Genomic DNA, 26580 nt, shown 5'->3' with positions numbered 1-26580 from the left:
TACAACCGACAGCGGCTTAAACGTAGAACGACTTCAGTGGCGGAAAGCCGTTGAATTCCACTGCACTGTAGCTGGTGGTGTAGGCACCGGTGGAGAGCCAGTACAGGCGATCACCGATGGCCAGGTTCAGCGGCAGGCCGTACTTGTAGTTTTCGTACATGATGTCGGCGCTGTCGCAGGTCGGGCCGGCGATGACCACTTCTTCCATCTCGCCTTTCTTCTCGGTCCAGATCGGGAACTTGATGGCTTCGTCCATGGTTTCGATCAGACCGGAGAACTTGCCCACGTCGGTGTAGACCCAACGCTCGACGGCAGTGCGCGATTTACGCGCCACCAGCACCACTTCGCTGACCAGGATGCCGGCGTTGGCGATCAACGAACGGCCCGGCTCCAGGATGATTTCCGGCAGGTCGTCGCCGAAGTCTTCCTTGAGGAAGCGGATGATTTCCTCGGCGTAGGTTTCCAGGCTGTTGGTGCGGGTGATGTAGTTGGCCGGGAAGCCACCGCCCATGTTGATCAGCTTCAGGACAATGCCGTCTTCTTCCTTCAGGCGCTCGAAGATCACCTTGACCTTGGCGATCGCTGCGTCCCAGACGCTGATGTCGCGCTGTTGCGAACCGACGTGGAACGAGATGCCGTACGGCACCAGGCCCAGGTCACGGGCGAGGATCAGCAGGTCCATGGCCATGTCGGTCTGGCAGCCGAACTTGCGCGACAACGGCCAGTCAGCGGTGGTCGAGCCTTCGGTGAGGATGCGCACATAGACTTTCGAGCCCGGCGCGGCCTTGGCGATGTTGCGCAGGTCGGCTTCGGAGTCGGTGGCATACAGGCGCACGCCCTTCTCGTAGAAGTAGCGGATGTCCTTGGATTTCTTGATGGTGTTGCCGTAGCTGATCTGGTCTGGGGTTACGCCGCGGCTCAAGACCTTGTCCAGCTCGTAGATCGAGGCGATGTCGAAGTTCGAGCCTTTTTCCTTGAGCAGGTCGATGATTTCCACCGCCGGGTTGGCCTTGACGGCGTAATACACCTTGGCGAATTCGAAACCGGCGCGCAGGTCGTCATAGGCCTGGGCGATCATCGCGGTGTCGATCACCACGAACGGGGTTTCCTGCTTGTCAGCGAACGCTTTCATCTTCTGGAAAGTTTCGCGCGCGAAATAATCTTCGACCTGGATCGACATACTTGGGACTCCTACTGGCAAACATCAGGATCAATGGGTGTGAAGGCTGGCAGCCTTCGTGAACGTCCTCCGTATCCCCACTTTGGTTCGCCTACTTCCCAAGGCATTGCCGCCGAAAGCAAAAAGGCCATCCAGGTCGTTTGAGAGCTACTGCGTGCTGTGCGCCTTCGGCGCTACGCGAGCAATACTGCGTTGGAAAGAGGCTCGGAATGCTCATTTACAACCGTAAAGTCGCACGCGACCCCGGCCGTTCCTCGCCTCTTCCCGCCTTGTCTTGCCTGCGCTCGCTACGCTCTCAAACGACCTGGCTCTGGGGATGCCCTTGGCCTTGCTGTCTCGTCGTCAGTACTTGAGCCGGATGGATCGTTTCCAGCATGGACGTTCGGCGCGAACTTTAGGGCGTGAGGGGCCTGAGATCAACTAAAAATGTCGCGTTTTTGCACGCATTCGTCGTGCGGTGCGGGACAGCTCCTGATGTAACCGACCTGTGTGACGGATTGATGTTCCCGTGGATGAGACATTCGGGACCGCTGAGCGGCTTTTGCCTTTGTGGCGAGGGAGCTTGCTCCCGCTTGAGTGCGGAGCGCTCATCGCTTTTATTGGGGCCGCTTCGCGACCCAGCGGGAGCAAGCTCCCTCGCCACAAGAGCAAAACCCATCCCCCAGGAGGGCGGGAACAGGAATCAGGCTTGCGCAATCTCGGCCGGCGAGACGATGCTGGTCTTGCCGCCACGGGACTTGCCGGAACTCAGGTACTCGGCAATCGACTCCTGGGTCACCTCGCCGAGGAACACCCGCTCGGCGTCCATCACCGGCAGCCACGAGCGGTTGAACTCGTACATGCGCGACAGCAGGATCCGCAGGTGCTCGTCATAAGCCGCCGTGGCGTTGAACTCGCGCAGGTATTGCCCACAGGTGCCGGTCTGGCGGTGCAGGTCGCGACGGCGCACATAGCCCAGGGCCTTGTTCTCGGCGCAGGTGACCACCACATAGCGCCGGTCGTGTTCATCCATCAGTTCCAGCGCCTCGGCCACCGGCGTCTCGGGGCTGACCGACGGGGCGTTGTCCGCCGCGTCCTCGGCCTTGACCAGCAACAGCCGCTTGAGGGTGCTGTCCTGGCCGACGAAATTGCTGACGAACTCATCGGCCGGATGCGCCAGCAGCGTGTCCGGGTGGTCGCACTGGATCAGCTTGCCGGCGCGGAAAATCGCGATCTTGTCCCCCAGCTTGATGGCTTCGTCGATGTCGTGGCTGACCATGATCACGGTCTTGTTCAGCGCCCGCTGCATTTCGAAGAACTCGTTCTGGATCATCTCGCGGTTGATCGGGTCCACCGCGCCGAACGGTTCGTCCATCAGCAGCAGCGGCGCATCGGCCGCCAGGGCGCGGATCACGCCGATCCGTTGCTGCTGGCCGCCCGAGAGTTCCCGTGGGTAGCGATGCAGGTACTGCTTGGGTTCGAGCTTGATCATGCTCATCAGCTCGCGGGCGCGGTCATGGCATTTCTGTTTGTCCCAGCCGAGCAGCTTGGGCACCACGACGATGTTTTCCTCGATGGTCATGTTCGGGAACAGGCCGATCTGCTGGATCACGTAGCCGATGTTGCGGCGCAGGGTCACTTCGTCCAGGCCGGTGGTGTCTTCGCCGTTGATCAGCACCTTGCCCGAGGTGGGCGGAATCAGCCGGTTGATCATCTTCAACGTGGTGCTCTTGCCGCACCCCGATGGCCCGAGGAACACGCAGATCTCGCCTTCGTTGACGGTCAGGTTCACCGAGTCCACGGCTTTGACATCCTTGCCGTTGCTCTTGAAGGTTTTGCTAAGGTTTTGAAGTTCGATCATTTGGTTAATCCTTTTGGAGTCAGCGAGCGTTGCAGCCATTGCAGGAGCAGGTCGGCGAAGATGGCCAGGAGGCTGACCAGCACGGCGCCGACGATCAGCATCGACATGTCGCTGCGGCTGATGGAAGCGAGGATGAGCACGCCCAGGCCACCGGCGCCGATGGTGGCGGCGATGGTCATGACACCGATGTTCATGACCACGGCGGTGCGCACGCCGGCGAGGATCACCGGCACGGCGATGGGCAGTTCGACCATGCGCAAGCGCTGGCCGAAGGTCATGCCGATACCGCGGGCAGCTTCGCGGATGCCGGGTTCCACGCCGGTGAGCGCGAGGTAGGTGTTGCGCATGATCGGCAACAGCGAATAGAGAAACACTGCGGTGATCGCCGGCATCGGGCCCAGGCCTTGGCCGAATTTGGAATAGAACGGCAGCAACAGGCCGAACAGGGCAATCGAGGGAATCGTCAGCAGCACCGTTGCGCTGGCCTGTAGCGGGCCGGCCAGCGCCGGGAAGCGGGTCATGAAGATTCCCAGCGGCACGCCGATGACAATCGCCAGGGTCACGGCGATGCCCACCAGCGTGACATGCTGCCAGGTCAGGTGGATGACCTGCTGCCAGTCCAGATGGGAAAAGGCGTTCAACAGTTCCATGGCTTTTCCTCTTCAGTTGATAGGGTGCTGGCGCAGGAAGTCGGCGGCAACGGTGGAAGGGCTTTCATGATCGACGTCCACGCGGGCGTTGAGCTGGCGCATGGTTTCGTCGTCGAACAACTCGGCCAGGGGCTTGAGTTGGTCGGCCAGTTGCGGGTGCTCGTCGAGGAACGCCTGGCGCACCACCGGTGCGGCGGTGTAGTCGGGGAAGTAATGCTTGTCATCTTCGAGCAACTTCAGCTTGAACGCGTTCAGCCGGCCATCGGTGGTGTACACCAGGCCGGCGAACACCTGGGCGTTGCGCAGGGCGGTGTAGACCAGCCCGGCGTCCATCTGCCGGATGTTCTTGCGCGTGAGGTTCAGGCCGTATTGCTCGACCAGGCCGGCCAGGCCGTCGGAGCGGTTGGCGAACTCGGTGTCCAGCGCCACCAGGTGGTTCTCGTCCGCCTCGGCCTGTAGCACGGCGTTCAACTGGCTGATGCTGTTGATCTGCGGATATTGGCGGGCGACCTTTTCCGGCAGGGCCAGGGCGTAGGTGTTGCTGAATCTCGACGGCGTCAGCCAGGCCAGGCCCTTTTTCGCATCGAGTTCCTTGACCCGCGCATAGGACTGGGCGCTGTCGAGTTTTTCGGTGACGTGGTTGTAGGCCACCAGCGACACGCCGGTGTACTCCCACAGCAGATCCAGTTGCCCGGTTTCGTGGGCGCTGCGGGCCAGGTTGCTGCCCAGGCCGCCGGTGATCTGCGCGTCGTAGCCTTTGCTGCGCAGGTATTGCGCGGTGATTTCCGCCAGCAGGGTCTGTTCGGTGAAGACCCGGGCTCCAAGGCGAATGACGGGTTTTTCAGCGGCTTGGGCGAATCCGGCCAGCAGCAGGACACAGCCCAGGATCAAGCTCAACTTCTTCATAACGATTCCTTATCCAGCCTGGCTTTATGAGGCGCGCAGACCGCGCTCCAGCCAGAGGCGGCTGGCCAGTGTCACCAGGCCGTCGAGCAGCAGCGCCAGCAGGGCGGTGCAGGCCGCGCCGAGCAGCAGCTGTGGCTGGTTGTTCAGGGCGATGCCGGGGAAGATCAGGCTGCCCAGGCTGTTGGCGCCAATCAGGAACGCCAGCGGGGCGGTGCCGACGTTGATCGCCAGGGCCACGCGCACGCCGCCGACGATGATCGGCACGGCGTTGGGCAACTCGACTTGCCACAGCACCTGGCGTGGGGTCATGCCGATACCGGTGGCGGCTTCCTTGAGCGAGCCCTGGACGTTCTTCAGGCCTTCGTAGGTGTTGCGCACGAGGGGCAGCAGCGAGGCGAGGAACAGGGCGAAAATGGCCGGACCGCTGCCGATGCCCAGGAAGCCCAGGGCGATGGCCAGGACGGCCAGGGGCGGCACGGTGTTGCCGATGTTGAAGACTTGCATGAAGCGTTCGGCGCGCCCGACCATGCCGGGGCGGCTCAGGCCGATGCCGGCCGGAATGCCGACAATCAGGGCGGCGAGCATGGAGGCGAGGACCAACAGCAGGTGTGCTTGCAGGTAGAACAGCAGATCGTCGCGGTAACGTTGGATCGTCTCGATGCCGATCCAGTGGACCAACAGGGCCAGGAGCGCGACGACGACCGCACCTCCCGTCAGCCCTTTGCCATAGCGGATAGCCACAGGCGGACTCCTTTGTCTTTCAGTCGGCGCACGCGATCCCGGGCGGCAAGCCATCACTGGTTGCCGGGAAAGCGTTCGCGAGAAGCAGCTCTTTTGGCTGCCGAAAACGGCAGTTCATTCGAGCCATGAGCGCAGCTACGTCAAGCTAACTTGCTGATTTTCCAGAGCCTGACGCGAAGCTGTATCAGGGAGGTGGACGTTTCCAAGGGTCAAAAGGTTCCCCGGTCGGGGCAGATGAGGTCACCCTGCAAGCGCTCAACGGTTCGGTTCCTGGCACAACTTGAGCTATAATCGCCGCCCTTTTTTGAATCACCAGCCAGGCGATTTCCCATGACCCAACAGGCCGCCGAAGTCGCGAAACGCCGCACTTTCGCCATTATTTCCCACCCCGATGCCGGTAAGACCACCATCACCGAGAAGCTTTTGCTGATGGGCAAGGCGATTGCCGTCGCCGGCACGGTGAAGTCGCGTAAATCCGACCGCCACGCCACGTCCGACTGGATGGAGATGGAAAAACAACGGGGTATTTCCATTACCACGTCGGTCATGCAGTTCCCGTATCGCGACCACATGATCAACCTGCTCGACACCCCGGGCCACGAAGACTTCTCCGAAGACACCTATCGCACCCTGACAGCCGTGGACTCGGCGCTGATGGTCCTCGACGGCGGTAAGGGCGTCGAACCAAGGACCATCGCGCTGATGGACGTCTGCCGTCTGCGGGACACCCCGATTGTCAGCTTCATCAACAAACTCGACCGGGACATCCGCGACCCGATCGAACTGCTCGACGAGATCGAAGCGGTGCTGAAGATCAAGGCGGCGCCGATCACCTGGCCGATCGGTTGCTACCGCGATTTCAAGGGCGTCTACCACCTGGCCGACGACTACATCATCGTCTACACCGCCGGTCACGGGCATGAGCGCACCGAAACCAAGATCATCGAAAAACTCGACTCCCCAGAAGCCCGTGCGCATTTGGGGGACGAGTACGAGCGTTTCGTCGAACAACTGGAACTGGTGCAGGGTGCCTGCCATGAGTTCAACCAACAGGAATTCATCGACGGCCAACTGACCCCGGTGTTCTTCGGTACCGCGTTGGGCAACTTTGGCGTCGACCATGTGCTCGACGCCGTGGTGGACTGGGCCCCGCGTCCGCTGCCCCGGGTTGCCAACGAGCGCACCGTGGAGCCGGTGGAAGAGAAGTTCTCAGGCTTCGTGTTCAAGATCCAGGCGAACATGGACCCCAAGCACCGCGACCGCATCGCCTTCATGCGCATCTGCTCCGGCAAGTACGAGAAAGGCATGAAGATGCGCCACGTGCGCACCGGCAAAGACGTGCGCATCGGCGACGCCCTGACGTTCTTCTCCTCCGAACGTGAGCAACTGGAAGAAGCGTTCGCCGGTGACATCATCGGCTTGCACAACCACGGCACCATCCAGATCGGCGATACCTTCACCGAAGGCGAAACCCTGGGCTTCACCGGCATCCCGCACTTCGCCCCGGAACTGTTCCGCCGCGTACGCCTGAAAGACCCGCTCAAGTCCAAGCAACTGCGCCAGGGCTTGCAGCAACTGGCCGAAGAAGGCGCCACCCAGGTGTTCTTCCCGGAGCGCAGCAACGACATCATCCTCGGCGCCGTGGGTGTGCTGCAGTTCGACGTGGTCGCCAGCCGCTTGAAAGAGGAATACAAGGTCGAGTGTTCCTACGAGCCAATCACCGTGTACTCGGCCCGCTGGGTCGATTGCAGCGACAAGAAGAAGTTCGAGGAATTCTCCAACAAGGCCGTGGAAAACCTTGCCCTGGACGGCGGCGGCCACCTGACCTACCTGGCTCCGACCCGGGTCAACCTGGCATTGATGGAAGAACGCTGGCCGGATGTGAAATTCCGCGCGACGCGTGAGCATCACTAAACGCTGAGTTTGCAGCATCGAGAAACCCCGTTGTGAAAGCAGTGGGGTTTTTTGTTGCCCCTCGATTGGCCTCTCCCACAGTTGGACTTAGGTCCAGCCGGGAGAGATAAGTCGGCTGTGAGGCCGCCATCGCGAGCAAGCTTGCTCCCACATGAAATCTTCAGTGAACAAAAAATCTTGCTCCCGACGCAGATCCCGTGTGGGAGCGAGCCTGCTCGCGATGGCGTCGGGTCAGCAGTATTGATGCTGACTGAGGCACCGCAATCGCGAGCAGGCTCGCTCCCACAATGGATCGGGTTACAACCGTAAAGAATTGGTCGGCTGTCAGGCCGTCTTCGCGAGCAAGCCCGCTCCCACAGGATTCAGGTACAGCCGGAAAAGTCAGGTCGGCCGTTAGGCCGCCTCGCTTTTGCTTTGCTTTGGCTTCTGATCTTGAGCGCCCCATCAACCACAAGGGCCGAACGCAGGCATTGCGCAGTGGGCATCCCGGCATGGATGCCGGGATAGCCGCGCAGGGCCATGGATGGCCCATCGCGGCGGGCCCACGGAGCAATGCCGGAGTGAGGGAACACCGAGCCTTGGCGAGGTGCCCAGTGGTGGGGCAAGAGCGTTTTGCTTACTTTTGCGCTTCTCAAAAGTAAGCCGCCGTCAGGGCGGAACCATAAGAAGCCGTTACCGCAGCAACGGATAAGTCCCCGGTCAAAAAAACTGCGAGGCCGCAATCGCGAGCAGGCCCGCTCCCACAGAAAATCACATTCCAGCCATAACCGTTCGAACTAACCCCTATTCGAAAGCGGTCTGTCGGCCAGGGGCATTCTGACTGGGGTTCTGCGTCCTACTCTTTGTGAGCCAGCCTGTTCAGGACTGTTTCCTGGACGCCGTCGGGCCGCGGCTTCATTCACATGAGAGGGAATCGCTTATGAACAGGTTTCTACGCGTCATGTTGTTGCTGAAAGTCGTGGTCATGCTGTCCCTGGGCTCTACGGCCGCATGGGCTGAATGCGAAGAGCATGAAAAGCACGCTTCGAGTGGGCAGGTCGCGCAGGAGGAACTGCTGCTGGCCGCCAATGAGCAGCAAGACCCCGGCGACCAGGATGATGACGATTCGACCATCGACCAGCAGGATCCTGACGACGGTGGCGATGAAGAAGAGAGCAAGTCCTGAGTTCTACACCGACCCCGTGGCGAGGGAGCTTGCTCCTGCTGGAGTGCGCAGCAGCCCCCCAAAGGGCCGCTTCGCGACCCAGCGGGAGCAAGCTCCCTCGCCACAGGGGGGCGGTGTTGTCCTTGTGAACAACACTGCCCGTCTAACCAGGCTCCTTACGCCGCGCCGTCGAGGAACCGCTCGGCGTAGTGGCAGGCTACCAGCCGGTTATCCAGCGGACGCAGCGCCGGTTCTTCGGTCTTGCAGCGCTCGGTGGCGTATGGGCAGCGCTTGTGGAAGGCGCAGCCGGACGGTGGGTTGAGCGGGTTGGGCAGTTCGCCGACGATCTTGATCTTCGGCTTGTTCGGGTCCGGGTGGATGGTCGGCGTGGCCGACAGCAGCGCCTGGGTGTACGGGTGCAGCGGGCGGCTGTAGATCGACTCGTTGGGGCCCATTTCCACCGGGCGACCGAGGTACATCACCATCACGTCATCGGCGACGTGTTGCACCACCGCCAGGTTGTGGGAAATGAACACGTAGGCCGTGTTGAATTCCTGCTGCAGGTCCATGAACAGGTTCAGCACCTGGGCCTGGATCGACACGTCCAGCGCCGACGTCGGTTCGTCCGCCACCAGCACCTTGGGTTGCAGCATCATGGCGCGGGCCAGGGCGATGCGCTGGCGCTGACCGCCCGAGAACATGTGCGGATAGCGCTGGTAATGCTCGGGGCGCAAACCCACCTGCTTCATCATCGCCTGGACTTTCTCGCGCCGTTCGGTGGCCGACAGGCTGGTGTTGATCAACAGCGGTTCGGCCAGTTGATCACCGATTTTCTGCCGTGGGTTGAGAGAGGCGTAAGGGCTCTGGAACACCATCTGCACGTCTTTGCGCAGTTGCTTGCGTTCGGCCTTGTTGGCACCGGCGACTTCCTGGCCGGCGATTTTCAAGGAACCGGAAGACGGTTCCTCGATCAGCGTCAGGGCCCGGGCCAGTGTGGATTTGCCGCAACCGGATTCACCCACCACGGCCAGGGTCTTGCCGGCCTCCAGTTCGAACGACACGCCATTGAGTGCGCGCACGGTCGCGTGGCCCTTGAACATGCCACGGGACACTTCGTAATGACGGGTCAGGTCACGGGCGGTAAGTACGACGGCCATCACGCCACCTCCTGGTTCAGCGGGTAGAAGCAGCGGGCGAGGCTGTTGGTTTTCGGATCGAGGGCAGGACGCTCTTGACGACAGTTATCGCGTACATACGGACAGCGCGGCGACAGCAGGCAACCCTGCGGACGGTCATAGCGCCCCGGCACGATGCCCGGCAACGTCGCCAGGCGTTCGGCGCCCATGCTGTGCTCCGGGATCGCCGCCAACAGTGCTTCGCTGTACGGGTGGGCCGGGATGTCGAACAGCTCGGGCACCTTACCCACTTCCACGGCTTGTCCTGCGTACATCACACACACGCGTTGGGCGGTTTCAGCCACCACGGCCAGGTCGTGGGTGATCAGCACCAGGCCCATGTTCTGTTCTTTTTGCAGAGCCAGCAGCAGGTCCATGATCTGCGCCTGGATGGTCACGTCCAGGGCGGTGGTCGGTTCGTCGGCGATCAGCAGTTTCGGCTCGCCGGCAATCGCCATGGCAATCGCCACGCGCTGGCTCATGCCGCCGGACAGTTGGTGAGGGTAGGCGTCCATGCGGCTGGCGGCGCCGGGGATCTCGACTTTCTCCAGCAGTTCGATGGCGCGCTTGCGGGTCGCCTTGCCGGACATCTTCAGGTGCAGGCGCAGCACTTCTTCAATCTGGAAACCCACGGTGTAGCTGGGGTTGAGCGCGGTCATCGGGTCCTGGAAGACCATCGCCAGGTCCTTGCCGATGATTTGCCGGCGCTGGCGGGCGCTCAACTTGAGCATGTTGTTGCCGTCGAAGTTCAGCGCGTCGGCGGTGACAATGCCGGGGTGCTCGATCAGCCCCATCAGCGCCATCATGGTCACGGATTTGCCGGAGCCCGATTCGCCGACGATGGCCAACACTTCGCCTTTTTCCACGCTCAAGTCCAGGCCGTCGACCACTGGCACGGCCGTGGCGTCGCCGAAGCGGACGTTGAGATTCTTGATTTCTAGCAGTGACATGGGAATCTCCTCAGGCGGCATTCTTGAGTTTCGGGTCCAGCGCATCGCGCAGCCCGTCGCCCATCAGGTTGATTGCCAGCACGCTGAGCAAAATGGTCAGGCCAGGCAGGCTCACAACCCACCAGGCGCGTTCGATGTAGTCGCGGGCCGAGGCCAGCATGGTGCCCCATTCCGGGGTCGGCGGCTGGACGCCCAGGCCGAGGAAGCCCAGGGCGGCGGCATCGAGGATCGCCGAGGAAAAGCTCAAGGTCGCCTGGACGATCAGCGGTGCCATGCAGTTGGGCAGCACGGTGATGAACATCAGGCGCGGCAGGCCGGCACCGGCCAGGCGGGCGGCGGTTACGTAGTCGCGGTTCAGTTCACCCATCACTGCGGCGCGGGTCAGGCGCACGTAGGACGGCAGCGACACGATGGCGATGGCGATCACGGTGTTGATCAGGCCTGGGCCGAGGATGGCAACGATCGCCACGGCCAGCAGCAACGAGGGCAGGGCCAGCATGATGTCCATCAGGCGCATGATGGTCGGGCCGAGGATGCGCGGGAAGAACCCGGCGAACAGCCCCAGCAGGATGCCCGGGATCAGCGACATCACCACCGACGACAAACCGATCAGCAGCGACAGGCGCGAACCCTGGATCAGCCGCGAGAGCAGGTCGCGGCCCAGTTCGTCGGTGCCCAGCAGGAACTGCATCTGGCCGCCTTCGAGCCAGGCCGGCGGGGTGAGCAGGAAGTCGCGATATTGCTCGCTCGGGTCATGAGGGGCGACCCACGGCGCGAAAATGGCGCAGAACACCACCAGGATCATGAACAGCAGCCCGGCCACGGCGCCCTTGTTACGGGAAAACGCTTGCCAGAATTCTTTGTACGGCGACGGATACAGCAGGCTTTGATCGACTGCTACCGAAGTAGTTGGAGTACTCATGGATTTGATCTCAGCGCTGGTGACGGATACGTGGGTTGGCAAAGCCGTAGAGGATGTCCACGACGAAGTTGACCAGAATCACCAGGCAGGCGATTAACAGGATGCCGTTTTGCACGACGGGATAATCCCGGGCGCCGATGGCTTCGATCAGCCACTTGCCGATACCCGGCCAGGAGAAGATCGTTTCGGTCAGGACCGCGCCTGCCAACAGCGTGCCGACTTGCAGGCCGACCACGGTCAGCACCGGGATCAGCGCGTTGCGCAGGCCGTGCACGAACACCACGCGGGTCGGCGACAAGCCTTTGGCCTTGGCGGTGCGGATGTAGTCTTCGCGCAACACTTCAAGCATCGAAGAACGGGTCATGCGGGCGATCACCGCCAGCGGGATGGTGCCCAGCACGATGGCCGGCAGGATCAGGTGATGCAGGGCATCGAGGAAGGCACCCGGCTCATCGGCCAGCAGGGTGTCGATCAGCATGAAGCCGGTGCGCGGCTCGATGTCGTAGAGCAGGTCGATCCGGCCCGACACCGGGGTCCAGCCCAAGGACACCGAGAAGAACATGATCAGGATCAGGCCCCACCAGAAGATCGGCATCGAATAGCCCGCCAGGGAGACCCCCATCACCCCATGGTCGAACAGTGAACCTCGCTTGAGGGCCGCGATCACCCCGGCCAGCAGGCCCAGGATACCGGCGAACAACAGGGCGGCCATGGACAGTTCCAGGGTCGCGGGAAACAGAGAGCTGAATTCGGTCCATACGCTTTCACGGGTGCGCAGCGATTCGCCGAGATCACCGTGGGCCAGTTTGCCGACGTAGTCCAGGTACTGGGCATACAGCGGTTTGTTCAGGCCAAGGCGTTCCATTGCCTGAGCATGCATTTCGGGATCGACCCGACGTTCGCCCATCATCACTTCCACGGGGTCGCCGGGAATCATGCGAATCAACGCGAAGGTCAGCAAGGTGATGCCGAAGAACGTGGGGATCAACAATCCCAGTCGGCGGGCAATAAAACTAAACATCTTAAGGTGTACCTCATCAGCCGGTTAGGCGTGCCCGGCCACCTTTGGATAAAGGTGGCCGGGCGTTTTCTTATCTACTTCACCTGGGTGGTGGCGAAGTTGTTGGTGGTGAGCGGGCTAATGGAGTAGCCCTCTACATTTTTGCGCATTGCCGTGAACATCCTAGTGTGGGCCATGGTGATCCACGGTTGGTCCTGGTTGAAAAGCACCTGGGCCTGTTCATAGAGCCTGGTGCGCTCCTCGGGGTTCACTGTGGCGCGGGCCTGGTCGATCAGCGCCTGGAATTTCTCGTTGCACCAGCGGGCGTAGTTTTCGCCGTTCTTGGCCGCTTCGCAACTGAGCAAAGGCGTCAGGAAGTTATCCGGGTCGCCGTTATCGCCTGCCCATCCGGCGGAAACCATGTCGTGTTCGCCGTTTTTCGCGCGCTTGAGCATTTCGCCCCATTCCATCACACGAATGTCGACCTTGATCCCGACTTTCGCCAGGTCCGCCTGCATCATCTGTGCGCCGAGCATCGGATTGGGGTTGGTCGGGCCGCCGCCGTTGCGGGTAAACAGGGTAAACACGGTGCCTTCCGGTACGCCGGCTTCCTTGAGCAACTGGCGGGCCTTGTCCAGGTCACGAGGTGGGTTCTTCAGCTCGTGGTTGAAGCCCAGCAGGGTCGGTGGGTACGGGTTGACCGCCACGGTGGCGTTGCCCTTGCCGAACAGCGCGTTGACGTAGGCTTCCTTGTCGAACGCGATGTCGATGGCTTTGCGCACCCGCACATCGCTCATGTACTTGTGCTGGGTGTTCATGGCGACGTAGGACACCGTCATCGCGTCCAGCTCGTCGACCTTCAGGTTGGCGTCTTTCTTGATGCTCGGGATGTCATCGGGCTTGGGGTACAGCGCGATCTGGCACTCGTTGGCCTTGAGCTTCTGCAGGCGCACGTTGTTGTCGGTGGCGATTGCCAATATCAGCGCATCGGCCGGTGGCTTGCCACGGAAATAGTCCGGGTTGGCCTTGAAACGCACCTGGGCGTCCTTGTTGTAGCGCTGGAAGACGAACGGCCCGGTGCCGACCGGCTTGCTGTTCAGGTCACCGGCCTTGTTGGCCTTGAGCAACTGATCGGCATATTCGGCCGGGTAAATCGAGGAGAATGCCATGGCGATGTCGGCCAGGAACGGCGCTTCGCGGCGGGTCAGGGTGAACTTGACCGTGTGTTCGTCGACTTTCTCGACGCTTTTTAGCAGCTCTTTGAAGCCCATGCTTTCAAAGTAGGGGAAGCCCACGCTCGACAGTTTGTGCCACGGATGATTGGGGTCCAGCTGGCGCTGGAAGCTCCAGACCACGTCGTCGGCGTTCATGTCGCGGGTCGGCTTGAAGTATTCGGTAGTGTGGAACTTGACGCCTTTGCGCAGGTGGAACGTGTAGGTCAGGCCATCGTCGCTGATGTCCCAGGATTCGGCCAGGGCCGGAATCACTTCGGTGGTGCCGGGCTTGAAATCGGCCAGGCGGTTGAAGATGGTTTCTGCCACGGCATCGGCAGTGACTGCAGTCGTGTACTGGACCATGTCGAAGCCTTCCGGGCTGGCTTCTGTGCACACCACCAGGGGTTTGGCGCTGGCGCCAACGGCGACACTCAGCAGCGCCGCGGCAATGGCTGCGCGTAGGGGGATCATGTTCATCGTCAATCCTCTGCAATCGTCTGAATGGCAAAAGCCGAACGGTCGACCTTGTGAGTCGACCGTCCGGTGGAAGGTTTAGAGAATGTTGAACGGAATGGTGGTTACCAGGCGGAATTCGTTGAGGCTGCCGTCGGCCTGGTTTTCGCTGGCGCGGTGTGCGGTGTAGGTCGCGCGGATCGCGGTGGCTTTGAGCGGGCCGCTCTGCACGGCATAGGATGCGCCAATGCCGTATTCGTAGTGGTGCTCGCCGTCCATCGCCCTTACGTCGCTGTAACCGGTGCTGTTGTAGTGAGTACCGTCGATACCCCAGCCACGCGCCTGGTAGATGTTGAATTTCAGGCCTGGTACGCCGTATTCAGCCATGTTCAGGCCGTAGGCGATCTGGAAGGATTTCTCGTTCGGGCCGTTGAAGTCCGACAGCAGGGAGTTGGCCAGGTAGATGCCGTTGGTTTCGTGCAGGTAGTCGAAGTACTCGTTGCCGTTAACTTCCTGGTACGAGAAGGTCAGGCTGTGGGCCTGGTGGGTCAGGCCGAACGACAGGGAGTAGGTGTCGTTGTCGATCTCGCCCAGCTTGCTTTTGCCCGAGTCCACGGTCTTGTAGTAGTTCAGGCCGGTGGTCAGGCTCAGTACCGAGCTGTCGCCCAGTTCATGAGTGGCGCCGAAGTAGTACTGGTTCCACATGTCTTCGGCCTGGGTCGCCCAGAGGCTGGTTTTCAGGCTGGCCAGTGGCTGGTAGGTGATCCCAGCGGTGTTGACGTGATCGGTTTCAACGCTGCTGTCGCCGTATTCGGAACGGAACTTGCGCAGGCTCTCTTCAGTACGTGGCGAGTTGCGGTCGAAGGTGGCGATGTCGAAGCCCAGGTTTTCGAACTCTTCGCTGTGCAGGCTGACGCCCTGGAAGCTGGAAGGCAGGGCACGGTTGCCGATGACATCGACCATCGGGCTGCTGAAGTTCTGACGGCCGGCGGTCAGGGTGGTGTTCGACACGCGCGCCTTGACGTTCGCCAGGCCCAGTTTGCTCCACTGGCCGACGGCGTCGCCGCCTTCGCGGGTCAGGGTGCGGTTGTTGCCGGCACCTGGACGGGTGGTCGGGGCGCCGCCGTTGTTGGACGCCAGGTCCTTTCGGTCCTGGTCCAGGGCGATGGCGTTGTAGGCCGCGACTTCGGTGCTGAAACCGACAGTGCCTTCGGTGAAGCCCGAGTTGTACTTGACGATGGTGCCTTGCACCCAGTTGATACGACGGTCGGTCTCGCGTGCTTCACCGTTTTTACGGTAGGTCAGCTTCGCGCCGCGCTTGAATTGCTCGTTGGCGTACCAGTTACGGGTCGACCCGGTTACCGATTGGCCATCGATGAAACCTTTGGCTTCGCTTTGCTCGCTGGTGGTCTTGAGGGTCACCGGGGTGACGGCCTGGCTCTGGGATTCTGCAAAGGCCGTCGCGGTGATGCTGCTGATGGCCAAGGCCAGGATCGCGGTGCTGCTCAACTTCATGGGTAACGCTCCTTTTCTTTCTTTTTTAATGCCGGTCTTTTTTGGTGATACGGCTATCGGTTTTACAACTCATCACAACCGCAAACGTTTGCATGGCGCCTGATCGGTGAATTCAGGCAAGACGTCTGCGTGAGAGCCCCTTAGGGCTCTCGCTGTAGGGCTAATCGGTTATGGGTTCAGGCTGACGCCCGAGAACACGTTGCGACCGAAGGGGCTGACCTTGAACCCTTCGACTTTGGCACTCAGCGGCTGGTTGACCGTGGAGTGGGCAACAGGGGTGATCGGCACTTGCTGCTTGAGCAACTGCTGGGCCTGTTTGTAGAGCACGGTGCGCTGGTCACGGTCGGTGACGACCTTGGCCTGCTTGATCAACTTGTCGTAATCCTGATCACACCACATCGAGTAGTTGTTACCGCCAATGGCATCACAGCTGTACAGCGTGCCCAGCCAGTTGTCCGGGTCGCCGTTGTCGCCGGTCCAGCCGATCAGGCTGATGTCGTGCTCGCCGTTTTTGGTGCGCTTGATGTACTCGCCCCATTCGTAGCTGACGATATTCACTTTCAAGCCGATCTTTGCCCAGTCGGCCTGGAGCATCTCGGCCATCAGCTTGGCGTTGGGGTTGTACGGGCGCTGAACGGGCATGGCCCAGAGGGTAATCTCGGTGCCTTCCTTGACGCCGGCGGCCTTGAGCAGCTCCCTGGCTTTTTCCGGGTTGTAGGCGGTGTCCTTGATGGTGTCGTCATAGGACCACTGGGTCGGTGGCATGGCGTTGACCGCCAGTTGCCCTGCGCCCTGGTAAACGGCATTGAGAATGCCTTGCTTGTTCACCGCCATGTCCAGCGCCCGTCGCACTTCGACCTGGTCGAATGGCTTGTGGCGGGTGTTATAGGCAATGTAGCCGAGGTTGAAGCCGGGCTTCTCGATCAGTTGCAGCTTGGGGTCGCTCTTGAGCGCCGGCACATCGGCCGGGCGCGGGTGCAGAGTGATCTGGCATTCGTTGGCCTTGAGCTTCTGCACCCGGACCGAGGCATCGGTGTTGATGGAGAAGATCAGATTCTTGAGCTTGACCCGTTCCGGCGCCCAATACTGAGTATTGGCGACGTAGCGGATGTTGGAATCTTTCTGGTAACTCTTGAACTCGAACGGCCCGGTGCCGATCGGTTTCTGGTTGATGTCGCTCGGCTTGCCGCTCTTGAGCAACTGGTCGGCGTATTCGGCCGAAAGGATCGCGGCAAAACTCATGGCAATGTTCTGGATAAACGCGGCGTCGACACTGTTGAGGGTCATGACCACGGTCAGCGGTCCGGTCTTTTCCACCTTGGCAATGTTCTTGTTCAGGCTCATGCCGTTGAAGTACGGGAACTCGGTGGGGTAGGCCTTGCGGAACGGATGCTGCGGGTCAAGCATGCGATTGAAGGTGAACAACACATCGTCGGCGTTGAAGTCACGGGTCGGCTTGAAGTAATCGGTGGTATGGAACTTCACCCCTTCGCGCAGGTGAAAGGTGTACGTCAGGCCGTCTTCGGAAATATCCCAGCTTGTCGCCAGGCCTGGGACCACATTGGTCGCGCCCTTTTCGAACTCGGCCAGGCGGTTATACAGCGGTTCGGCGGCATCGTTGTCGGTGGCCGTGGTGTATTGCGCGGTATCGAAACCGGCGGGGCTGCCTTCGGAACAGAACACCAGGCTGCCTTCAGCGGCCTGGGCCAGTGACGTAGCGGCCAGCAATGCGGAAAAAACCAAGGTGTGACGCATGACGTTCCCTCTCTCATTCGGGGTGTTTTAACAGTGCGCCGGTGTCCTTCCGGGGACAGGTCGGGGCGCTGAGCTCAATCCAATGCGTTGCGATGCCGCAAGGCCAGCAAGTTGTCCAGGTCCCGACGGTAGGAGCCGCGGGCCAGGCAGTAAATGCGTAAAGCCTGAAAGACTTGTGGGAAAAGGCGATACGTCCGAAACCAACTGCTGTGGTCCGCAGTGCTTTTGGATGTAGGCGATTTCCCGGGTCTTGGCATGAAGCAACGGTGGCGAGGGAGCAGGCTCCCTCACCAGCGTTCGCTTTAGTTGCTGACGCTGACGCCGTAGAAGGAGTTCAAGCCGAACGGGCTGATCTTGAAGTCCTGCACGTTGGCGCGCATGGGTTGATATACCGTCGAGTGAGCGATAGGTGTCATCGGCACCGCGTCCTTGAGGACGTGTTGTGCCTGTTTGTAGAGTTCAGTGCGCTTGGCCTGGTCGGTGGTGCGCTTGGCTTCCTTGACCAGACCATCGAACTTCTTGTCACACCATTTGGAGAAGTTGTTGCCACTCAGGGAGTCGCAACCGAACAGCACGTTGAGCCAGTTGTCCGGGTCACCGTTGTCACCGCTCCAGCCGATGATCATGGCTTGGTTTTCACCGCCTTTGGAACGCTTGATGTACTCGCCCCACTCGTAGCTGACGATGTTTACGTTCAGGCCGATTTTCTTCCAGTCGGACTGGAGCATTTCAGCCATCAGCTTGGCGTTCGGGTTGTACGGACGCTGGACCGGCATCGCCCACAGGGTGATGTTGGTGCCTTCCTTGACGCCGGCTTCCTTGAGCAGCTCCTTGGCTTTCTCAGGGTCGTACTTGGCGTCCTTGATGGTGGTGTCATAGGACCATTGGGTCGGTGGCATGGCGTTGACGGCCAGCTGGCCGGCGCCCTGGTAGACCGAGTCGATGATCTGCGGCTTGTTGACCGCCATGTCCAGCGCCTGGCGGACCTTCAGGTTGGCGAGCACGTTCGGCTCGTTGCTGCCCTTGATCTTGTCCATCACGTTGTAGGCGATGTAGCCCAGGTTGAAGCCGGCCTGGTCAGGCATCTTCAGGGCCTTGTCGTCCTTCAGCGCCTTGAGGTCGGCGGGACGCGGGAACAGGGTGACCTGGCACTCGTTCTTCTTCAGCTTCTGGATACGCACCGACGGGTCGGTGGTGATGGCGAAGATCAGGTTGTCGATCTTCACGTCGGAAGGGTTCCAGTAGTCCTTGTTCCCGGTGTAGCGGATGTTGGAGTCTTTCTGGTAGCTCTTGAACACGAACGGGCCAGTGCCGACCGGCTTCTGGTTGATGTCCGGAGCCTTGCCGTCCTTGAGCAGTTGGGCTGCGTACTCGGCGGACTGGATCGAGGCGAAGCTCATGGCCATGTTCTGGATGAACGCGGCGTCAACGTCCTTGAGGGTGAACTTGACGGTGTGGTCGTCGACTTTCTCGATCTTGGTGATGTTGGTGTCCATCCCCATGTCGGTGAAGTACGGGAATTCGGTCGGGTATGCCTTACGGAACGGATCGTCCTTGTTGATCATGCGATTGAAGGTGAACAGCACGTCGTCGGCGTTGAACTCACGAGTCGGCTTGAAGTACGGGGTGGTGTGGAACTTGACACCTTCACGCAGGTGGAAGGTGTAGCTCAGGCCGTCTTCGGAAATGTCCCATTTGGTCGCCAGACCAGGAATCACGGCGGTGCCGCCACGCTCGAACTGGGTCAGGCGGTTGAACATGGTTTCTGCAGAGGCGTCGAAGTCGGTTCCGGTGGTGTATTGACCTGGGTCGAAACCGGCCGGGCTCCCTTCGGAGCAGAACACCAGGTTAGTCGCGGCTTGGGCGAAGGGTGCGCTGGCTAATAGGCTCGCGCCGACTAAAAACGGAATGACCGCGTGTTTAAGCATGTTGGCCTCATGATTTGTTGTCATTTTTGGATTTTGAGGGCGACCTCGTGAGTCGTCCTGCGGATACTTATGCAGGCCCCATACCCAATGCAAGATCCAGAGCGGTCGCAAGTCTGAAACAGTGGCACGAACGTACCTTAATGTCGCATCTGTATAACTTCTGACGCAGTTGACCGTTTGCGAGTGTTTTTTTGGGGCGTCGAGCGCCCCTTTCGGGTGCGCTTCGGACCTTCTACGCACCCGAAAGGGGCAGGTATTACTTCGTCAAACCCACGCCGTAGAAGGGTGTGAGGCCAAACGGGCTGAGTTTGAAATCCACCACTTTCCTGTTTATCGGTTGGAAGACCGTGGAGTTGGCAATGGGCGTGATCGGCACCTGCTGCTTGAGGATTTTCTGCGCCTGTTGGTACAGGTCGACGCGTTGCTGGCGGTCAGTCGAGACCTTGGCCTGCTGGATGAGGCGGTCATATGCCGGGTCGCACCACTTGGCGTAGTTGCTGCCCTTGATCGCCGCGCAGCTGTAGAGCACACCGAGCCAGTTGTCCGGGTCGCCGTTATCACCGGTCCAGCCGTAAATCATTGCGTCATGTTCGCCATTTTTTGCGCGCTTGATGTATTCGCCCCATTCATAGCTGACGATATTGGCTTTGATGCCGATCTTGGCCCAATCCTGCTGGATCATCTGCGCAGACATTCGCGCGTTGGGGTTGGAAGCGCGCTGCACCGTCATCGCCCATAAATTGATGGTGGTACCCGGCGCAACCCCGGCTTCCTTGAGTAGCGCCTTGGCCTTGGTCACGTCATGGGGGGCGTCCTTGATGCTCGGGTCGAACGACCATTGCGCCGGCGGCAAAGCGTTCTGCGCCAGTTGCCCGGCGCTCTGGTACACGGCTTTGATGATTGCCGGCTTATCAATCGCCATATCCAGCGCCTGGCGGACCTTGAGTTGGTCCAGCGGCGGGTGCGTCACGTTGTAGGCCAGAAAGCCCAGGTTGAAACCCGGTTGCCTGAGCACTTGCAGGTTCGGGTCTTGCTCGATGACTTCAATGTCAGCCGGACGCGGGTAGCCGCTGACCTGACATTCGCCGCGCTTGAGCTTTTGCAGGCGCACGGCGGCGTCCGGGGTGATGGAGAAAATCAGGTTGTCGAGCTTCACGTCCTCGGGTTTCCAGTACGCGGTATTGGCGGCGTAGCGGATCTGCGAGTCCTTCTGGTAGCGCTTGAACACGAACGGCCCGGTGCCGACGGGTTTCTGGTTCAGTTCGCCGGCCTTGCCTTCTTTTAATAACTGTCCGGCGTATTCGGCGGACTGCACCGAGGCGAAACTCATCGCCAGGTTCTGCACGAACGCGGCGTCGATAGTGTTCAGATGGAAACGCACCGTGTGCTCGTCGACTTTCTCCAGGCTCTTGATGGTGGTGTTCAGGCCCATGTCGGTGAAGTACGGCGACTCGGTGGGGTAGGCCTGGCGGAACGGGTGTTGCGGGTCGAGCAGGCGCTGGAAGGTGAACAGCACGTCGTCGGCGTTGAAGTCGCGACTGGGGGTGAAATAGTCGGTGGTGTGGAATTTCACGCCTTCACGCAGGTGAAAGGTGTAGACCAGGCCGTCGGCGGACACCTCCCAACTCGTCGCCAACCCCGGCTCGACCTCGGTGCCGCCGCGCTTGAATTGGGTGAGGCGGTTGAAGACGGTTTCGGCCGACGCGTCGAAATCGGTGCCGCTGGTGTATTGGCTGGGGTCGAACCCGGCGGGGCTGGCTTCGGAGCAGTAGACCAGGGTGGTGGCGGCCTGGGCGATGGGGGCGCTGGTGATCAGGGCGATGGTGAGTAGGAGTGGCTTGAAGGTGGTCCGGTCCATGAGATCCCTTGGTGGTGACGATTTTCTTGAGGGTAGCGGTTGGGGCGGGGGTGGGGAAATAGCCAAAAGTGTGGGGGACTGGTGGGTTTGGGTATAGGCCTGGGATTTGGGCGGTACGCCGCTTCTATTGTGGGAGCGAGCTTGCTCGCGATGGCGGTCTCATTGCCGACTTGTTTTTGCGGTTGTACTCCGACCCATTGTGGGAGCGAGCCTGCTCGCGATGGCGGCCTGGCAGTCGGCCGGGATTTTTGTGTACATATCCATTGCTGCGGTAACGGCGGCTTAGGGTTCCGCCCTGACGGCGGCTTACTTTTGATGGAGCGCAAAAGTAAGCAAAACGCTCTTGCCCCACCACTGGGCACCTCGCTTACGCTCGGTGTTCCCTCACTCCGGCATTGCTCCGCGGGCCCGCCGCGATGGGCCATCCATGGCCCTGCGCGGCTAACCCGGCATCCATGCCGGGTTGCCCACTACGCAATGCCTGCGTTCGGCCCTTGTGGTTAATGGGGCGCCTAAGATCAAAAGCCAAGCAAAAGCCAGAGCAAAAGCCAGAGCAAAAGCCAGAGCGAGGCGGTCTGACGGTCGGCCTGGCTTTTCCGGCTGTACCTGAATCTTGTGGGAGCGGGCTTGCTCGCGAAGACGGCCTGACAACCGACCAATCCTTTGCGGTTGTAACCCGATCCATTGTGGGAGCGAGCCTGCTCGCGATGGCGGTCTGACAGCCGACCAATCCTCTGCGGTTGTAACCCGATCCATTGTGGGAGCGAGCTTGCTCGCGAAGACGGCCTGACAGCCGACCAATCCTTTGCGGTTGTGACCCGATCCATTGTGGGAGCGGGCTTGCTCGCGAAGACGGCCTGACAGCCGACCAATCCTTTGCGGTTGTGACCCGATCCATTGTGGGAGCGAGCTTGCTCGCGATGGCGGTCTCATTGCCGACTTGTTTTTGCGGTTGTACTCCGACCCATTGTGGGAGCGAGCCTGCTCGCGATGGCGGTCCGATAGTCGGCCCGAGTTTAAAGGGTGCTCGACGATTGAGTGTATCGGGGATTTGTAGAGGGGCGGATCCTCAAGGCCTTCTCTGCGAAGTGTCCGGTTCGGGTCTGCTTCGCAGCCCAGCGGGAGCAAGCTCCCTCGCCACGGGTTGAGGTGTGTCTGGGTGAGTAGGGATCACTTTGGGATGTCGGACGGATCGCCTGGCCTACAACGAAACGTCCCACGAGTTTTTAAGGTTGTCCGTCGGAAGTGGGGTCTCTAACCTTTTGCTTGTCGCTGCCTAATCAGCGACCGGGCGTGAGAAACCCGATTAATAGGCATACAGCGTTCAGACCTGCATAATCGCCGTCAGGTTATCCGCTGCCGGTAGATGCGTTATGGCGGCTGTGTGCGGGCAGACCTCGGTCTGGCCGAGTACCTATTCTCGGATTTCTCACCCTGCACATAGCTGCCACCACTTTGCCGAGTGAGAAACGGCGAGTGATGGCCTTCATCACTCAATAGGTACAAGCAAATGGATAAGTTAGTCCCCGATCCACCCTTCAACAAAACCACCCCCCTTTCCGGCTTCGACGCCATTGAAGACCTCCTAAAAGACCGCGCCGCCGCCGAGCGTGCCCTGGACCATTACCTCAATCCAAAGCCCCCGCAAGAGCCTCCTTCCGACTCGCGCATCGACAGTCTGTTCTCGGTCACCGCCAAGGCGGACACCGACACGCTGCTGACCAGCACCTCCGAAACGTTGGCCTCGGTCAAGGCCATGGCCGAGGACCTGGCGTTTGATGTGGAGGGCACGCGCCGTAGTGTGGCGTTGGGGATTCAGCAGTTGGTGGAGTTGTGCCAGTTGCTGGTGGACAAGGCGCTGGATCAGCTTGAGGCGCCGGCGACCCAGGGTTAAGCGGGCGCCGTCCTGTGGCGAGGGAGCTTGCTCCCGCTGGGCTGCGCAGCAGACCCCGAGACAGCAACTCAATCCACCGGCATATCGGAATGTCATGGATGGGGTTGCTTCGCAACCCAGCGGGAGCAAGCTCCCTCGCCACAGGAGATGTCTTTCACTGTGCACCCATCCACCTGACAGTTCTGACAGTAGATATTTGAGGGCGTGGTTATAAGGTGGCTAGAGGCGCGCTTCTTGGGAGTAGCGATGCCCCCATAACCTGACCCTACGGAGAGGTGTGACGATGGCCGCTAAAGAGATCCGCATTTCAATCGAAGACCTTGATCGCGACAGCAGCCCCGAGGTGCTGTTCGAGTTCTATACCGGCAAGGAGCTGGATTTTTCGACGTCTGTTTCTTCTTCGAGGAAGGACGGAAAGTACGACAAGGTGGATGTGAAAGGTGACGCCGACAATGATGGCGATTTTGATGCGCAGGATGAGGAGTTGTTCATCAACCTCGCCCGGTCCGCCGTGGCATTGTTGAAGCAGCCCGCGATCCGGCGGATCAATTGACGCAATGGCAATTGACCCGCCAATGCCTCTTTATTGCATCGATACTTCAATCGACCCATCGGCGGTCATGATCACTTTGCTGGTTCCGGCTTCAACGTCCGGCGTGACCGATTCAGCATCCATGGCACCGCTTTTCATCATCATCGGTGCGCGCATGTAAGGCTGCGGGTAGCCGTTGGTGTTGAAGTTCAGGTTGACGATTTTGTAACCCTTGCCGCCCAGGGCCTCGGTGGCCAGTTGAGCGCGGGCCTTGAAGGCGTTGACCGCGTCTTTGAGCAGGGCGTCTTCGCTGGTCTGGCGGGTGGTGGTGGAGATGGCGAAGTCCATGCCGCCCATCTTCATATCATTGAGCAATTCGCCGGTGAGCTTGGACAGCGCAGCGAAGTCGGCACTTTCCAGGCGCAGTTCGGCGCGTTCGCGCCAGCCGGTGATTTTCTGACCTTTGCCATCGTAGATCGGGTAGCTGTTGCGGCTGCCCTGGCGCAGGGTGATGTCCTTGACTTGCTTGGCTTGGCCGATGGCTTTGTTCAGCGTGGTGCTGACGGCCGCGGCGAGTTTGGCCGGGTCCGTGTTTTGTTCCTCGGTGTAGAGGGTGACGATCATCAGGTCGCGGGCCACTTCCTGGCTGACTTCGGCGCGCAGGGAAATCTGGTTGTAGTGAAGCTCATCGGCGGCCAGGGCCGGCAGGCTGGCAACAGTGCCGAGGCTCAGGGCGAGGAGGGCAGCGGGGCGACTGAACGTGTACATGAAAACTCCTTGGGATGAGGCGCAGGGGTGAGGTCCGGGCCTGCGTGAACGATAAGACTCTAGCGTTTGCCATCCGGTTCGCACAGTTACAACTTCTATACAGATACAGAAAGGCACGGAGCAACCTGTGGCGAGGGAGCTTGCTCCCGCTCGACTGCGTAGCAGTCGCAACTGGCCTGATGGGGGGAGAATTGAACGGGCCTGGTACGCAGGCCGGCGGGAGCAAGCTCCCTCGCCACAGGGATGTACAAGATTTCAGAGGCTGTGGCGCTTTGCCGCATATCTGCCTGTGTTGCCCACGCCTTGGTTATACTCCGTGCGATTCGCCTGGAGCGCTCATCAGGAGAGCTCATGCTCGCCCCTTTGCTACTGACTTCCGCCTCTCGCCAGAACCTCTGGCGCCTGACGTTCATTCGTATCCTGGTCCTGGCTGCCCAGGCCGGTTCCGTGGGCCTGGCCTATTGGTTCGACCTGTTGCCGCTGCCCTGGCTGCAACTGGCGATCACCCTGGTCTGCTCCAGTGTGCTGTGTGCGCTGACCGCCGTGCGCCTGCGCACTTCGTGGCCGGTCACGGAGCTGGAATACGCCGTACAACTGGCCTGTGATCTGTTCATCCACAGCGCGCTGCTGTATTTCTCCGGGGGCTCGACCAACCCCTTCGTGTCTTATTACCTGGTGCCGCTGACCATCGCGGCGGTGACGCTGCCGTGGCGGTTTTCGTTGATCCTGTCCGGTATCGCCCTGGCGCTGTATACCCTGCTGCTGGCGCGCTTCTACCCGCTGGAAACCTTTCCCATCGCCCGGGAAAACCTGCAAATCTATGGCATGTGGCTGAGTTTTGCCCTGGCCGCGGCGGTCATTACCTTTTTTGCCGCACGCATGGCCGAGGAGTTGCGCCGTCAGGAAGAGCTGCGCGCCATCCGGCGTGAAGAAGGCTTGCGCGACGAGCAATTGCTGGCCGTGGCGACCCAGGCCGCCGGCGCCGCCCATGAGTTGGGAACGCCGTTGGCGACCATGAGCGTGCTGCTCAAAGAAATGCGCCAGGATCACCATGACCCGGCGCTGCAGGACGACCTCAGCGTGTTGCAGGATCAAGTCAAGCTCTGCAAGGAAACCCTGCAATACCTGGTGCGGGCCGCCGAGGCCAACCGGCGGCTGGACATCGACATGCAGGCCGTGACCTTCTGGCTCGACGAAGCCCTGAACCGTTGGCACCTGATGCGCCCGGAGGCCAGTTATCGTCTGCAACACCTGGGCAAGGGCGTGGTCCCGCGCATCGCGCCACCGCCGGACCTGACCCAGGCCCTGCTGAACCTGTTGAACAACGCCGCCGATGCCTGCCCCGAAGGCCTGGAAGTGGCGTTGGATTGGGATGACTATGAGCTGACCATCTGCATCCGTGACCACGGGGCCGGTGTGCCGCTGGCGATTGCCGAGCAGATCGGCAAGCCATTCTTTACCACCAAGGGCAAAGGCTTGGGCCTGGGCCTGTTCTTGAGCAAGGCCAGCGTGACACGCGCCGGCGGCTCGGTGAAACTCTACCCACATGAGGGAGGCGGCACGCTCACCGAGCTGCGCCTGCCCCGTGCCGACCGAGGAGACGAATATGAGTGACGAGATCCAAGTCGACGGCGAAGAACTGCCGCACCTGTTGCTGGTGGATGACGACGCCACCTTCACCCGCGTCATGGCCCGGGCCATGTCACGTCGCGGCTTTCGCGTCAGCACCGCCGGCTCCGCCGAAGAGGGCCTGAGCATCGCCCAGGCCGACCTGCCGGACTATGCCGCCCTGGACCTGAAGATGGACGGTGACTCGGGCCTGGTGCTGCTGCCCAAATTGCTGGAGCTGGACCCGGAAATGCGTGTGGTCATCCTCACCGGCTATTCGAGCATCGCCACGGCGGTGGAGGCCATCAAGCGCGGTGCCTGCAACTATCTGTGCAAACCGGCGGATGCCGACGACGTGCTGGCTGCGCTGCTGTCCGAGCATGCCGACCTCGACAGTCTGGTGCCAGAGAACCCTATGTCGGTGGACCGTCTGCAATGGGAGCACATCCAGCGGGTGCTGACCGAGCACGAAGGCAATATTTCCGCCACTGCCCGCGCCCTCGGCATGCACCGGCGTACCTTGCAGCGCAAATTGCAGAAGCGTCCGGTACGTCGCTGAACCTGCGCTGAACAGATGTTGTCCACCCTCGCGATAAATCGGGCCGCTGTTTATCATCGGCCCGAGTCTGTTCT

The 26580-nt window shown here is 60.8% G+C and carries 21 protein-coding genes; 6 read left to right on the top strand and 15 right to left on the bottom strand.

The genetic code is table 11. The features are described from left to right. Nucleotides 1–16 precede the first annotated feature (16 nt). From ACLEJR_RS14850 to ACLEJR_RS14830, 5 genes are all read right to left on the bottom strand, one after another. Nucleotides 17–1180, bottom strand: coding sequence for a type III PLP-dependent enzyme (locus tag ACLEJR_RS14850; RefSeq protein ID WP_042732281.1), 1164 nt, complete (start codon nucleotides 1178–1180; stop codon nucleotides 17–19). 682 nt (nucleotides 1181–1862) lie between these two features. Then, nucleotides 1863–3020 carry an osmoprotectant ABC transporter ATP-binding protein OsmV gene (locus tag ACLEJR_RS14845; RefSeq protein ID WP_440814792.1) on the bottom strand — a complete coding sequence of 386 codons (1158 nt, stop codon included), beginning with the start codon at nucleotides 3018–3020 and terminating at the stop codon, nucleotides 1863–1865. Further along, complete coding sequence (locus ACLEJR_RS14840; protein ID WP_440793714.1) at nucleotides 3017–3670, bottom strand: ABC transporter permease; 654 nt, start codon at nucleotides 3668–3670, stop codon at nucleotides 3017–3019. The genes ACLEJR_RS14845 and ACLEJR_RS14840 overlap by 4 nt, the downstream gene beginning before the upstream one ends. A gap of 12 nt (nucleotides 3671–3682) precedes the next feature. Then, nucleotides 3683–4576: a glycine betaine ABC transporter substrate-binding protein gene (locus tag ACLEJR_RS14835; RefSeq protein ID WP_440814791.1), complete on the bottom strand. Its 894-nt coding sequence runs from the start codon at nucleotides 4574–4576 to the stop codon at nucleotides 3683–3685. A 24-nt stretch (nucleotides 4577–4600) separates the two neighbouring features. Continuing rightward, the gene (locus ACLEJR_RS14830) at nucleotides 4601–5317 is read right to left on the bottom strand and encodes an ABC transporter permease (protein WP_440814790.1); all 717 of its coding nucleotides are present in this window, start codon (nucleotides 5315–5317) and stop codon (nucleotides 4601–4603) included. A gap of 330 nt (nucleotides 5318–5647) precedes the next feature. On the opposite strand from ACLEJR_RS14830, the gene ACLEJR_RS14825 reads away from it, so the two are divergent. Together ACLEJR_RS14825 and ACLEJR_RS14820 are read left to right on the top strand one after the other, a co-directional pair. Next, nucleotides 5648–7231 carry a peptide chain release factor 3 gene (locus ACLEJR_RS14825; RefSeq protein WP_440793718.1) on the top strand — a complete coding sequence of 528 codons (1584 nt, stop codon included), beginning with the start codon at nucleotides 5648–5650 and terminating at the stop codon, nucleotides 7229–7231. Between the two features lie 919 nt (nucleotides 7232–8150). After that, a complete protein-coding gene (locus ACLEJR_RS14820) occupies nucleotides 8151–8396 on the top strand; it encodes a hypothetical protein (protein ID WP_440793720.1) in 246 nt (81 codons plus the stop codon). A gap of 155 nt (nucleotides 8397–8551) precedes the next feature. Here the strand turns inward: ACLEJR_RS14820 and ACLEJR_RS14815 are convergent, their stop codons facing one another. The 9 genes from ACLEJR_RS14815 to ACLEJR_RS14775 form a co-directional block, all read right to left on the bottom strand. Further along, nucleotides 8552–9532, bottom strand: coding sequence for a peptide ABC transporter ATP-binding protein (locus tag ACLEJR_RS14815; RefSeq protein WP_440793722.1), 981 nt, complete (start codon nucleotides 9530–9532; stop codon nucleotides 8552–8554). After that, the gene (locus tag ACLEJR_RS14810; RefSeq protein WP_440814788.1) at nucleotides 9532–10500 is read right to left on the bottom strand and encodes an ABC transporter ATP-binding protein; all 969 of its coding nucleotides are present in this window, start codon (nucleotides 10498–10500) and stop codon (nucleotides 9532–9534) included. Before ACLEJR_RS14810 ends, ACLEJR_RS14815 begins: the two co-directional genes overlap by 1 nt. 10 nt (nucleotides 10501–10510) lie before the next feature. Then, nucleotides 10511–11422, bottom strand: a complete 912-nt coding sequence (locus ACLEJR_RS14805) for an ABC transporter permease subunit (RefSeq protein WP_440793726.1) — start codon at nucleotides 11420–11422, stop codon at nucleotides 10511–10513. Between the two features lie 10 nt (nucleotides 11423–11432). Next, nucleotides 11433–12443 (bottom strand): ABC transporter permease subunit, encoded by a 1011-nt coding sequence (locus tag ACLEJR_RS14800; RefSeq protein WP_440793728.1) that lies wholly within the window; start codon nucleotides 12441–12443, stop codon nucleotides 11433–11435. 74 nt (nucleotides 12444–12517) lie between these two features. Further along, nucleotides 12518–14113: an ABC transporter substrate-binding protein gene (locus tag ACLEJR_RS14795; protein ID WP_440814787.1), complete on the bottom strand. Its 1596-nt coding sequence runs from the start codon at nucleotides 14111–14113 to the stop codon at nucleotides 12518–12520. A gap of 75 nt (nucleotides 14114–14188) precedes the next feature. Next, nucleotides 14189–15604: an OprD family porin gene (locus ACLEJR_RS14790; RefSeq protein ID WP_440793732.1), complete on the bottom strand. Its 1416-nt coding sequence runs from the start codon at nucleotides 15602–15604 to the stop codon at nucleotides 14189–14191. A 168-nt stretch (nucleotides 15605–15772) separates the two neighbouring features. Continuing rightward, nucleotides 15773–17359 (bottom strand): ABC transporter substrate-binding protein, encoded by a 1587-nt coding sequence (locus ACLEJR_RS14785; protein WP_440793734.1) that lies wholly within the window; start codon nucleotides 17357–17359, stop codon nucleotides 15773–15775. Between the two features lie 302 nt (nucleotides 17360–17661). Beyond that, nucleotides 17662–19287, bottom strand: coding sequence for an ABC transporter substrate-binding protein (locus ACLEJR_RS14780; protein ID WP_440793736.1), 1626 nt, complete (start codon nucleotides 19285–19287; stop codon nucleotides 17662–17664). A gap of 256 nt (nucleotides 19288–19543) precedes the next feature. Then, nucleotides 19544–21145 (bottom strand): ABC transporter substrate-binding protein, encoded by a 1602-nt coding sequence (locus tag ACLEJR_RS14775; protein WP_440814785.1) that lies wholly within the window; start codon nucleotides 21143–21145, stop codon nucleotides 19544–19546. Nucleotides 21146–22655: 1510 nt separating this feature from the next. Here ACLEJR_RS14775 and ACLEJR_RS14770 point away from each other — a divergent pair. Further along, the gene (locus ACLEJR_RS14770; RefSeq protein ID WP_440793738.1) at nucleotides 22656–23039 is read left to right on the top strand and encodes a DUF6124 family protein; all 384 of its coding nucleotides are present in this window, start codon (nucleotides 22656–22658) and stop codon (nucleotides 23037–23039) included. Between the two features lie 283 nt (nucleotides 23040–23322). Continuing rightward, nucleotides 23323–23592, top strand: coding sequence for a hypothetical protein (locus ACLEJR_RS14765; RefSeq protein ID WP_440814783.1), 270 nt, complete (start codon nucleotides 23323–23325; stop codon nucleotides 23590–23592). A 30-nt stretch (nucleotides 23593–23622) separates the two neighbouring features. Here the strand turns inward: ACLEJR_RS14765 and ACLEJR_RS14760 are convergent, their stop codons facing one another. Beyond that, nucleotides 23623–24339, bottom strand: coding sequence for an SIMPL domain-containing protein (locus tag ACLEJR_RS14760; RefSeq protein ID WP_440814782.1), 717 nt, complete (start codon nucleotides 24337–24339; stop codon nucleotides 23623–23625). A gap of 351 nt (nucleotides 24340–24690) precedes the next feature. On the opposite strand from ACLEJR_RS14760, the gene ACLEJR_RS14755 reads away from it, so the two are divergent. Beyond that, nucleotides 24691–25953 (top strand): ATP-binding protein, encoded by a 1263-nt coding sequence (locus ACLEJR_RS14755; RefSeq protein WP_440793744.1) that lies wholly within the window; start codon nucleotides 24691–24693, stop codon nucleotides 25951–25953. Continuing rightward, nucleotides 25946–26506, top strand: a complete 561-nt coding sequence (locus ACLEJR_RS14750; RefSeq protein WP_440793746.1) for a response regulator transcription factor — start codon at nucleotides 25946–25948, stop codon at nucleotides 26504–26506. The genes ACLEJR_RS14755 and ACLEJR_RS14750 overlap by 8 nt, the downstream gene beginning before the upstream one ends. Nucleotides 26507–26580: the final 74 nt, after the last annotated feature.

The organism is Pseudomonas sp. SMN5 (assembly GCF_052041925.1).
Taxonomy (GTDB): domain Bacteria; phylum Pseudomonadota; class Gammaproteobacteria; order Pseudomonadales; family Pseudomonadaceae; genus Aquipseudomonas.
The sequence above is the reverse complement of the archived record's forward strand: the minus strand, read 5'-3'. Positions and strand labels throughout refer to the sequence as shown.

Excerpts from the sequence above, each read along its gene's own strand:
- ACLEJR_RS14825 (WP_440793718.1), top strand. The coding sequence starts at position 5,648 with ATGACCCAACAGGCCGCCGAAGTCGCGAAACGCCGCACTTTCGCCATT.
- ACLEJR_RS14805 (WP_440793726.1), bottom strand. The coding sequence starts at position 11,422 with ATGAGTACTCCAACTACTTCGGTAGCAGTCGATCAAAGCCTGCTGTAT.
- ACLEJR_RS14770 (WP_440793738.1), top strand. The coding sequence starts at position 22,656 with ATGGATAAGTTAGTCCCCGATCCACCCTTCAACAAAACCACCCCCCTT.
- ACLEJR_RS14785 (WP_440793734.1), bottom strand. The coding sequence starts at position 17,359 with ATGCGTCACACCTTGGTTTTTTCCGCATTGCTGGCCGCTACGTCACTG.
- ACLEJR_RS14815 (WP_440793722.1), bottom strand. The coding sequence starts at position 9,532 with ATGGCCGTCGTACTTACCGCCCGTGACCTGACCCGTCATTACGAAGTG.
- ACLEJR_RS14845 (WP_440814792.1), bottom strand. The coding sequence starts at position 3,020 with ATGATCGAACTTCAAAACCTTAGCAAAACCTTCAAGAGCAACGGCAAG.
- ACLEJR_RS14835 (WP_440814791.1), bottom strand. The coding sequence starts at position 4,576 with ATGAAGAAGTTGAGCTTGATCCTGGGCTGTGTCCTGCTGCTGGCCGGA.
- ACLEJR_RS14780 (WP_440793736.1), bottom strand. The coding sequence starts at position 19,287 with ATGCTTAAACACGCGGTCATTCCGTTTTTAGTCGGCGCGAGCCTATTA.
- ACLEJR_RS14810 (WP_440814788.1), bottom strand. The coding sequence starts at position 10,500 with ATGTCACTGCTAGAAATCAAGAATCTCAACGTCCGCTTCGGCGACGCC.
- ACLEJR_RS14750 (WP_440793746.1), top strand. The coding sequence starts at position 25,946 with ATGAGTGACGAGATCCAAGTCGACGGCGAAGAACTGCCGCACCTGTTG.
- ACLEJR_RS14790 (WP_440793732.1), bottom strand. The coding sequence starts at position 15,604 with ATGAAGTTGAGCAGCACCGCGATCCTGGCCTTGGCCATCAGCAGCATC.
- ACLEJR_RS14795 (WP_440814787.1), bottom strand. The coding sequence starts at position 14,113 with ATGAACATGATCCCCCTACGCGCAGCCATTGCCGCGGCGCTGCTGAGT.
- ACLEJR_RS14820 (WP_440793720.1), top strand. The coding sequence starts at position 8,151 with ATGAACAGGTTTCTACGCGTCATGTTGTTGCTGAAAGTCGTGGTCATG.
- ACLEJR_RS14765 (WP_440814783.1), top strand. The coding sequence starts at position 23,323 with ATGGCCGCTAAAGAGATCCGCATTTCAATCGAAGACCTTGATCGCGAC.
- ACLEJR_RS14840 (WP_440793714.1), bottom strand. The coding sequence starts at position 3,670 with ATGGAACTGTTGAACGCCTTTTCCCATCTGGACTGGCAGCAGGTCATC.
- ACLEJR_RS14850 (WP_042732281.1), bottom strand. The coding sequence starts at position 1,180 with ATGTCGATCCAGGTCGAAGATTATTTCGCGCGCGAAACTTTCCAGAAG.
- ACLEJR_RS14755 (WP_440793744.1), top strand. The coding sequence starts at position 24,691 with ATGCTCGCCCCTTTGCTACTGACTTCCGCCTCTCGCCAGAACCTCTGG.
- ACLEJR_RS14760 (WP_440814782.1), bottom strand. The coding sequence starts at position 24,339 with ATGTACACGTTCAGTCGCCCCGCTGCCCTCCTCGCCCTGAGCCTCGGC.
- ACLEJR_RS14800 (WP_440793728.1), bottom strand. The coding sequence starts at position 12,443 with ATGTTTAGTTTTATTGCCCGCCGACTGGGATTGTTGATCCCCACGTTC.
- ACLEJR_RS14775 (WP_440814785.1), bottom strand. The coding sequence starts at position 21,145 with ATGGACCGGACCACCTTCAAGCCACTCCTACTCACCATCGCCCTGATC.